The organism is Variovorax sp. 20P10.2.4, assembly GCF_058244205.1.
Window position 1 is genome coordinate 1 of record NZ_JBZAYE010000293.1, and the last position, 8753, is coordinate 8753.

Below are 8753 nucleotides of genomic sequence, written 5' to 3' on the forward strand. Positions count from 1 at the left end.
AGCGACCAGCGGTCGAGCCCGGCCAGGCGTTCGAGCGCCGCCATCGCGGGGCGCTCGGTCGGCGTGGCGGCGATGTGGTCGCGCACGCGCGTGAGGCCCGCGAGTTCGAGCGAGCCGGGTGCCTGGGGTTGCCCGGTGGCGGCGTTGGCCAGCAGTTGCGCCACCGCGACCGCGAACTCGGTGCGCAGCACCTCGTCGTCGATCGCGACGTCGAAGTCCCAGAGCTCGCGCGCGGTGCGCAAGCCCGTGCCGAGGGCCCGCAGCCGCGTCGCATCGAGCACCGGCTGCGCCACGAAGGGCAGCGGCTTGCCGTGCAGCGCGCGCTGCACCAGCGCCGGGTCGACGTAGAGGATGCGGTAGCCGAAGCCATCGTCGGTGCCCGCGCCGCCGTCGTGCAGCTCGTCGGGGTGCAGCACGTGGCACTGGCCCGGCAGGCACTGCCGCTGCGTGCCGCGGTAGCGAAAGCGCTGCACGCCCGCGAGCGTGATGCCGATCGCGTAGGTGTCGTGGCGGTGCGGCGAGAAGGCCTGGCCGTGCAGATGGGCCTCGAGGCGTTCGATGCCTTCGGTGCCGGGAGCGATCCGGATGCGGGGGGAGGGCGCCATCGTGATGCGGAAAGGGGCGATGGCCGTATTTGTACGCCGAACCCGAAGACCGTGCTCAGTCGCCGTCGGCGAACTGGTCGAACAACAAGCCGCGCAGCCACTGGTTGCCTGGGTCGCGGTGCAGCTTGGCGTGCCAGAACAGGTTGATCGCGATCTGCGGCAGCGCCACCGGGTGCGGGCGCCACACCAGCCCGAAGGGCTCGGCGATGCTCTGCGCGAGCCGCTCGGGCACGGTGGCGATCATGTCGCCTGAACGCAGGATGTGGCCGATGGCCACGAAGTGCGGCACGCGCAGCCGGATGCGCCGCTGGATGCCCTGCGCGGCCATCACGTCGTCGGCCTTGCCGTGGCCGGTGCCCGCGGCCTGCACCAGCACGTGGTCGGCCGCGACGAAGTCCTTGAGCGACACGCTGCGCTTCTTCGCGAGCGGATGGCTGCCGGCGAACAGGCACACGTAGCGCTGGCGGAACAGCCGGCGCTGGAACACGCCCGACTTGAGCTGCGGCAGCAGCCCGATCGCCAGGTCGACATGGCCGGCCTCGAGCTCCTCGCGCAGGTTGGTGGCGGTGTTGTTGCGCACGGTGCTGATGGTCACGCCCGGCGCGACCGCCGACAGCGCGGCCATCAGCTTCGGCGTGAAGTAGATCTCGCCGATGTCGGTCATCGCGAGCGCGAAGGCGCGCGTGCTGGTGGCGGGGTCGAACACCACCTGCTGGTTGAGCGCGGTGTGCAGCGCGCCCATGGCATAGGCCACCGGCTCGGCCAGCTGCAGCGCGAAGGGCGTGGGCTCCATGCCGCGCGCGGTGCGCAGGAACAGCTCGTCGCCCAGCAGCTTGCGCAGCCGCGCGAGCGCGTTGCTGATCGCGGGCTGCGACAGGCCCAGCGACGCGGCCACGGCCGACACGCGTTTCTCGGCCAGCATGCGGTCGAACACCAGCAACAGGTTGAGGTCGATGTCCTTGAGCTGCATGCCGGACCTTTATTCATTTCGGTGATGAAGAGGATTCACGGAATTCTATTGGTCAATCGGAGACGGCCGCGCATCATCCGTCCCCGAGACAACCGGCGCAGCGCGCCCGCCCACGAGAAGAACATCCGATGGACCTGCACATCCACCCCCTGGCCCGCACGCTCGAGGTCCGCCCCGGCGCGAACCTGCTCGAGGTGCTGCGCGAACACCATGTGCCGGTGTCGTACAGCTGCATGGCCGGGCGCTGCGGCACCTGCCGCTGCAAGCTGGTGTCGGGCCAGGTGCTCGACGCGGGCCAGGATGCCATCCGCCCCGACGGCCAGGGCGAGCGCTACGTGCTGGCCTGCCAGGCCACGCTGACCGAGAGCTGCGCGATCGAGATCCCCGAGCCCGACGAGGTGGTGGTGCATCCGGCGCGGGTGCTCAAGGCCACGGTCACGGGCATCGAGACGCTGACCCACGACATCCGCCGCCTGCGCCTGAAACCCAACAAGCCGCTCGAGTTCTCGCCGGGCCAGTACGCGCAACTGCAGTTCGCGCCGGGACTCGCGCGGCCGTACTCGATGGCGGGCCTCGGCCGCGACGACGAACTCGAGTTCCACGTGCGCCGCGTGCCCGGCGGCCGTGTCACCGCGCATGTGTTCGAGCAGCTGCGCGTGGGCGACGCGGTGCGCGTCAGCGGTCCGCTGGGCACTGCCTACCTGCGCACGAAGCACCGCGGGCCGATGCTCTGCGCGGCCGGCGGCACCGGGCTGGCGCCGATCCTGTCGATCGTGCGCGGCGCCATCGAGGCCGGGCTCACGCAGCAATCGATTCACCTCTACCTCGGCGTGCGCTCGGGGGCCGACGTCTATGGCCTCGCCGAGCTGCGCGAACTGCAGGCGCTGCATCCGCGCCTGACGGTGCAGGTGGTGGTGGTCGCCGGCCCGGCCGAGACCGGCCAGCGCCTGGGCCTGATCACCGACGCGATCCGCGCCGACTGGCCCGGCAGCCTCGAGGGCTGGCGCGCCTACCTCTGCGGCTCGCCACCGATGGTCGAGGCCGTGACGCAACTGGTGCGCGGCCGCGGCCTCGCGCCCGAGCAGATCCATGCCGATGCCTTCTACCTGCAAGGCACCTGAAGAATCCGGAGAAAGACAAGGAGACCCGCGATGACAACGCAAGCCGTGTTCCCGATCGAGCTGCGCTGGGAGAACGAGCAGACCAGCCGCATCCCGTTCAAGGCCTACACCGACGAGGAACTGCACAGGAAGGAGCTGCAGCGCTTCTTCTACGAGAAGCACTGGTGCTACGTCGGCCTCGAGGCCGAGATCCCGAACCCCGGCGACTTCAAGCGCACCGCCGTCGGCGAGCGCTCGGTGATCCTGGTGCGTGACATGGAGGGCGAGATCCACGTGGTGGAGAACGTCTGCGCGCACCGTGGCATGCAGTTCTGCCGCGAGCGCCAGGGCAACCGCAAGGACTTCGTCTGCCCCTACCACCAGTGGAACTACTCGCTCAAGGGCGACCTGCAGGGCGTGCCGTTCCGCCGCGGCGTGAAGCAGGACGGCAAGGTCAACGGCGGCATGCCGGGGGATTTCAAGCTCGAGGAGAACGGCCTCAACAAGCTCAAGGTCGCGCGGCGCGGCGGCGTGGTGTTCGCCTCCTTCGACCATGGCATCGAATCGTTCGAGGACTTCCTCGGCCCCGAGATCCTGCGCTACTTCGACCGGCTGTTCGACGGCCGCAAGCTCACCATCCTCGGCTACAGCCGCCAGCGCATCCCGGGCAACTGGAAGCTGATGCAGGAGAACATCAAGGACCCGTACCACCCGGGCCTGCTCCATACCTGGTTCGTGACCTTCGGGCTCTGGCGCGCCGACAACAAGTCGGAGCTCAAGATGGATGCGCGCGGGCGCCACGCCGCGATGATCTCCACGCGCGGTAGCGCGGGCAAGGCCGCGCAGGTGACGCAGGTCTCCAGCTTCAAGGAGAGCATGCAGCTCAAGGACCCGCGCTTCCTCGACATCGTGCCCGAGCCCTGGTGGGGCGGGCCGACCGCGGTGATGATGACGCTGTTCCCGAGCCTGATCCTGCAGCAGCAGGTCAACAGCGTGTCGACGCGCCACATCCAACCCGTGGGCCACGATGCCTTCGATTTCGTCTGGACCCATTTCGGCTTCGAGGACGACAGCGAGGAGATGACGCAGCGCCGCCTGCGCCAGGCCAACCTGTTCGGGCCGGCGGGCTTCGTGTCGGCCGACGACGGCGAGGTGATCGAGTTCTCGCAGCAGGGCTTCGAGCAGAAGCCCTACCACCGCACGCTGGCCGAGCTCGGCGGGCGCGAGGTCGAGAACACCGACCACATGGTGACCGAGACGCTGATCCGCGGCATGTACCGCTACTGGCGCGAAGTGATGGAGGCCGCATGAAGCAGCTCGACCCCGCCGCCTACCTCGACCTGGCGCGGCTCTATGCGGCCTACGCCCATGCGGTCGATTCGGGCCAGTGGAGCCTGTGGCCGGCCTTCTTCACCGAGCAGTGCAGCTACCGGCTGCAGCCGCGCGAGAACCACGAGCGCGGCCTGCCGCTGGCCACGCTGTCCTTCGAGAGCCGCGGCATGCTCGAGGACCGCGTCTACGGCATCCAGGAGACGCTGTTCCACGACCCGTACTACCAGCGCCACGTGGTCGGGCTGCCGGTGGTGCACGGCGTCGACGACGACGGCGCCATCCACAGCGAGGCCAACTACGCGGTGTTCCGCACCAAGCTCGACGGGCCCTCGACCGTGTTCAACGTGGGCCGCTACATCGACCGCGTGGTGCCCACGCCCGAAGGCCTGAAGTTCGCGTCGCGCCTGTGCGTGTTCGACAGCGAAATGATCCCGAATTCCATCATCTATCCGATCTGAGCCATGCAGGACAAAGAACCCGAGACCCACGGTGCGCCGCTGCGCCGCTTCACCGACCCGGCCTACCGGCCGCTGTGCGCCAACCTCGCCGAGGTGCGCGAGAACATCGACGCGCTCGACCGCAGGATCGTCGCGCTGCTGGCCGAGCGCGGCCGCTACGTGAAGGACGCGGCGCGCTTCAAGCGCGATGCCTTCCAGGTCTCGGCGCCGCAGCGCCAGCAGGAAGTCATCGACAAGGTGAGGGCGCTGGCCGAGCAGGAGGGCGCCTATCCCGAGGTGGTGGAGGCCGCCTACCGCGCATTGATCGCGGGCTTCATCGCGCGCGAGCAGCAGGACCACCTGGGCATGGTGGACGTGGAGGCTCGGCCATGAAGACCCTGTTCGTGCTCGCGGCCACGGCCGCCATCGCCCTGACGGCCCAGGCCCAGGACTGGCCGCAGCGTCCCGTGCGCGTGATCGTGCCCTTTGCCGCGGGCGCTTCGCCCGACATCCTCGCGCGCATCGTCAACGACAAGCTCGCCGCGCGTATCGGCCAGCCGCTGATCGTGGAGAACAAGCCCGGCGCGGGCGGCAACAGCGGCACCGACCAGGCCTCGAAGGCCGCGCCCGACGGCTACACCTTCCTGCTCTCGGTCAACGCGCCGCTGGTCTACAACACCATCCTCTACAAGAACCTGCCGTACGACCCGTTCAAGGACCTGGTGCCGGTGTCGCTCGCGGCCACCACGCCCAATGTGTGCGCGGTGTCGAACGGCATGAGCGTCGACTCGGTCAAGGGCTGGCTCGACGCGATGAAGCGCAACCCCGGCCAGTTCAACTTCGCCTCGACCGGCAACGGCTCGATCTCGCACCTGGGCGTGGAGCTCATCAAGCTCAAGACCCGGTCCTTCGCGGTCCACATTCCCTATGCGTCCTCGGGCCAGGCCGTCACCGCGATCATCCAGGGCGACGTGCAGTTCGCCTGCCTGCCGCCGGTGTCGGTGATGCCGCAGGCCAAGGCCGGCCGGCTCAAGGCCATCGCCGTGACCTCGGCCGAGCGCTCGGCGCTGCTGCCCGAACTGCCGACCCTGCGCGAATCGGGCCTGCCCGACATCCAGGCCGTGCCGTGGTTCGCCTACATGGCGCCCAAGGGAACGCCCGATGCGATCGTGCAGCGCATGAGCCGCGAGATCGCCGCGGTGCTGAAGGACCCCGAGGTGCAAAAGCGCCTGCAGACCGCGTACTTCGATCCGGTGGGCAGCACGCCCGAGGCACTGGCGAAGTTCATGGGCGAGGAACTGCGGCGCTGGAAGCCGGTGATCGAGCGCACGGGCCTCAAGCCCGACTGACAGCCACCCACGCCACGAAGGAAAAGAACATGACCACGATCACCTGGATCGACGCCGCGGCGGTGGACGATGTCCCCGCCGACGACGTGATCGGCATCGACGTGCAGGGCCGCGACATCGCGCTCTACGGCACCGAGGACGGCATCCATGCCACCGACAACATCTGCACCCACGGCCATGCGCGGCTGTGCGACGGCTTCCTCGAGGGCCACGAGATCGAGTGCCCGCTGCACCAGGGCCGCTTCGACGTGCGCAGCGGCAAGGCGATGTGCGCGCCGCTCACCGAGGACCTGCGCAGCTACCCGGTGAAGATCGAAGGCGGGCGGGTCTACCTCGCGTTCGAGGGCTGATCGGCGGGCAGCTCGCGCGGGCGCTCGCGGCGCCGGCGCTTGGCCTTCGACGGATGCCACTGGTGCGTCGAGGGCTTGAAGGCCGGCCGCTCGAGCGCCATCGCCTCGAGGAAGCGCGGGCCGATCTGCAGCCGCGGCGTGGCCAGCGAGGGATCGAAGTCGGCCTCGACGCGGCCCACGTCGGGCACGCGCGCATAGCGCAGCACGCGGTAGCCGGCATCGACCAGCAGCGCATCGTGGGCCTCGCGCAGCGCGCGCTCCTTGCGGCCGGCCTTCTCGTCGAGGCCGACCACGGCCACCACCTCGAAGTTGCGGTCGCAGATGACGAAGTCGGCGATCTTGCGGCCGAAGCCGCTGCGCGCGGCGCGGGTGCGCGCCGTGAGCAGGGCGCCGAAGCTCACCTGCGGCAGCACCACGAGGTCGGGCAGCGTCTGCACCAGGCGGTGGTACATGGCCTGCTGGCGTTCGTTGAGCGGCGCGCGCGGCCGTGGGCGTTCGACGAAACCGCCGCGGCTGTCGTTGCGTTTCTGGGCGATCAGCACGACCAGGAGCAGGGCGAGGGTCGCCAGAACGACCACGAATAGAAATGTATTCATCTGTAACTCTCCTTCAGCGGCGAGTCTCGCACGAGTGAAAGCGAGGGCTTCGACAAGCCCCTCGAGGCTCGGGACCAGGGCTTGCGCGCGGCCTCTGTTGCGGCTGCATTTCGCGGGCTCTGTATCTGTTCGCGGCGCGCCGGTGCAGCGAAGATGGCGCCTTTTCTTTCAGCTGGAAATTCCGTCATGACCGCCTCCGCCCATCGCCAACAGACCGCCGACCGCATCGCCGCCGCGCTCGGCCACAGCTTCGAGGGCGAGATCCGCGTCGGCGGCCACTACGCGTCGGCCGTGCGCGACGGCCAGACCGTCTACATCAGCGGCCAGGTGCCGCGCGTGGGCACCACGGTGATGGTCACGGGCCGCGCGGGCGATACCGTGTCGCTCGAACAGGCACGCGAGGGCGCGCGGATCTGCGCGCTGCGCGCGCTCGCGATCCTGCGCCGCGAGCTCGGCTCGCTCGACGCGGTGCGCCAGGTGCTGCGCGTGGGCGTGTTCGTGCAATGCAGCGCCGACTTCACGCAGCACAGCGAGGTGGCCGACGCGGCCTCGGACCTGCTGCACGAGGTGTTCGGCGACGCGGGCGTGCATGTGCGCACGGCGGTCGGCGTCTATGCGCTGCCGAAGAACGCGACGGTCGAGGTCGAGATGACCGTCGCGGTCGACTGATTCAGCGCAGCAGCAGGTCCGCCACTTCCTGCGCCAGGGTCGCCACGGTGCGCGGCGCGCAGCCCTCGGCGTTGTTGCTCACGGTGACGAAGGCGTTCTGCCCGGCCTTCACGGTGCCCGCGATCACGCGCGCCAGCGCCTGGCGCGTCTCGGGATCGGGGTCGACGATCTTGTCGAACGGGCCGTAGAGCTTCTCGGCGTCCTCGTAGCCGTAGCGGCCGTGGCGCCGGTGCAGGTTCCAGCGGCACACCAGCGGGCGCGGCCACAGCGCGCGCAGCATCGGCAACTGGTCCTCGATCGGCGGCATCTTCGCGTGCAGGCCCAGGCACCAGGTGGCGCCCACGCTGCGCAGCATGGCGGCGAACTCGGGCGTCATGAGTTGCGGGTCGCGCACCTCGACCGCGACCACCGCGTCGGGCGCGGTCGGCGTGAGCGCCGGCAGCGCGGCGATCATCGCGGCGAGGCGCTCGAGCAGCAGCGGCACATCGGCCAGCACGGGCCGCGGCAGCGGGCTCATCTGGAACACCAGCGCGCCGATGCGATGGCCCAGGCCCTGCAGCGCGGGCTCGGCGAATTCGCGCACCGCCAGGTCGGCGCTGAGGAAGGCCGGATTGATCTGCGTGCCGCGGCCGCTCTCGTCGCGCACCGTGGCATCGGTCACCACGCTCGGCGCCTTCACCACGAAGCGGAAGTCGTCGGGCACCATCGCCGCGTAGCGCGCGTACTGGCTCGCGGTGAGCGCGCGGTAGAAGTTGCGGTCCAGGCTCACGGTGCGGAACAGCGGATGCTGGCCATAGGCCGCGAGGCCGTTCTTCGACAGCACGGCCTCGGCGTACTCGCCGTCCCAGACGAGGCCGGCCCAGCCCGGGTAGTTCCATGACGAGCCGCCGAAGCGCAACTGCGGCGGCAGCTGCAGCGCGAGGTCGACCAGCGCGGGATCGGCCGGCGCCGGCTGCACGGTGCCGCCGCGCGATTTCTTCGGGGCCGGCGCATCGGCCGCGGGCGCGGGAGGCGCCGAAGGGGGAGATCCGGGGAGGTCGGGGAAAAGATGGTCCTGCATTGCACTGATGCCTCGGGCGCGCATTCTCGCCCGGCCGGCGCCTGCCCGCCGGGCACAATCCGCGCCATGAAACAGTGGTTGCGCACCCGCGGCGGATGGTGGCTGGCCTGGCTGGCGCTGTCGGCCATCGGCGCGGTCTGGCTCGCGCGCGCGGAGATCGAGCGACTGCACCAGGCCTTCGACACCGACGCGCGCATCGCGCACCGCCTGATGAGCCAGCAGGTGGTGCAGTACGACGCGGTGCTGGCCACGCTCGCGCTGCTCGAGCCCGCGAGCGGCAGCGGC

The 8753-nt window shown here is 70.0% G+C and carries 11 protein-coding genes and 1 pseudogene; 8 read left to right on the plus strand and 4 right to left on the minus strand.

Features of this window, described 5'->3' with window-relative positions; genetic code table 11:
• Both AC27VN_RS23965 and AC27VN_RS23970 read right to left on the minus strand, forming a co-directional pair.
• Window positions 1-605 (minus strand): AraC family ligand binding domain-containing protein (locus tag AC27VN_RS23965; RefSeq protein WP_490878124.1); only part of this gene is annotated, 605 nt, incomplete at its 3' end.
• A 55-nt stretch (window positions 606-660) separates the two neighbouring features.
• On the minus strand, window positions 661-1575 hold the full coding sequence (locus AC27VN_RS23970) for a LysR family transcriptional regulator (RefSeq protein WP_093341826.1): 915 nt from the start codon (window positions 1573-1575) through the stop codon (window positions 661-663).
• Between the two features lie 128 nt (window positions 1576-1703).
• Here AC27VN_RS23970 and AC27VN_RS23975 point away from each other — a divergent pair, with 128 nt between their 5' ends.
• From AC27VN_RS23975 to AC27VN_RS24000, 6 genes are read left to right on the plus strand one after another with little or no spacing between them, the layout of a single operon-like run.
• On the plus strand, window positions 1704-2696 hold the full coding sequence (locus AC27VN_RS23975) for a 2Fe-2S iron-sulfur cluster-binding protein (RefSeq protein ID WP_490878125.1): 993 nt from the start codon (window positions 1704-1706) through the stop codon (window positions 2694-2696).
• 30 nt (window positions 2697-2726) lie between these two features.
• Window positions 2727-3986, plus strand: coding sequence for an aromatic ring-hydroxylating dioxygenase subunit alpha (locus AC27VN_RS23980; protein ID WP_296799265.1), 1260 nt, complete (start codon window positions 2727-2729; stop codon window positions 3984-3986).
• Entirely contained in the window at window positions 3983-4465 is a 483-nt protein-coding gene (locus tag AC27VN_RS23985) for an aromatic-ring-hydroxylating dioxygenase subunit beta (RefSeq protein WP_296787904.1), read from the plus strand. Before AC27VN_RS23980 ends, AC27VN_RS23985 begins: the two co-directional genes overlap by 4 nt.
• Window positions 4466-4468: 3 nt before the next feature.
• A complete protein-coding gene (locus tag AC27VN_RS23990) occupies window positions 4469-4837 on the plus strand; it encodes a chorismate mutase (protein ID WP_208509103.1) in 369 nt (122 codons plus the stop codon).
• Complete coding sequence (locus AC27VN_RS23995) at window positions 4834-5793, plus strand: Bug family tripartite tricarboxylate transporter substrate binding protein (RefSeq protein ID WP_490878126.1); 960 nt, start codon at window positions 4834-4836, stop codon at window positions 5791-5793. The genes AC27VN_RS23990 and AC27VN_RS23995 overlap by 4 nt, the downstream gene beginning before the upstream one ends.
• Before the next feature lie 29 nt (window positions 5794-5822).
• Entirely contained in the window at window positions 5823-6143 is a 321-nt protein-coding gene (locus AC27VN_RS24000) for a non-heme iron oxygenase ferredoxin subunit (RefSeq protein WP_093341836.1), read from the plus strand.
• On the opposite strand, the gene AC27VN_RS24005 is transcribed toward AC27VN_RS24000, so the two are convergent.
• Window positions 6122-6739: a DUF2726 domain-containing protein gene (locus AC27VN_RS24005; RefSeq protein ID WP_490878127.1), complete on the minus strand. Its 618-nt coding sequence runs from the start codon at window positions 6737-6739 to the stop codon at window positions 6122-6124. The genes AC27VN_RS24000 and AC27VN_RS24005 overlap by 22 nt on opposite strands.
• 186 nt (window positions 6740-6925) lie before the next feature.
• On the opposite strand from AC27VN_RS24005, the gene AC27VN_RS24010 reads away from it, so the two are divergent.
• Window positions 6926-7408 (plus strand): RidA family protein, encoded by a 483-nt coding sequence (locus AC27VN_RS24010; protein WP_490878128.1) that lies wholly within the window; start codon window positions 6926-6928, stop codon window positions 7406-7408.
• A 1-nt stretch (window position 7409) separates the two neighbouring features.
• On the opposite strand, the gene AC27VN_RS24015 is transcribed toward AC27VN_RS24010, so the two are convergent.
• Complete coding sequence (locus tag AC27VN_RS24015) at window positions 7410-8468, minus strand: DUF72 domain-containing protein (RefSeq protein ID WP_490878129.1); 1059 nt, start codon at window positions 8466-8468, stop codon at window positions 7410-7412.
• A 66-nt stretch (window positions 8469-8534) separates the two neighbouring features.
• Between AC27VN_RS24015 and AC27VN_RS24020 the strand changes: the two are divergent.
• Window positions 8535-8753: pseudogene (locus tag AC27VN_RS24020) on the plus strand (sensor histidine kinase); the annotation flags it as partial.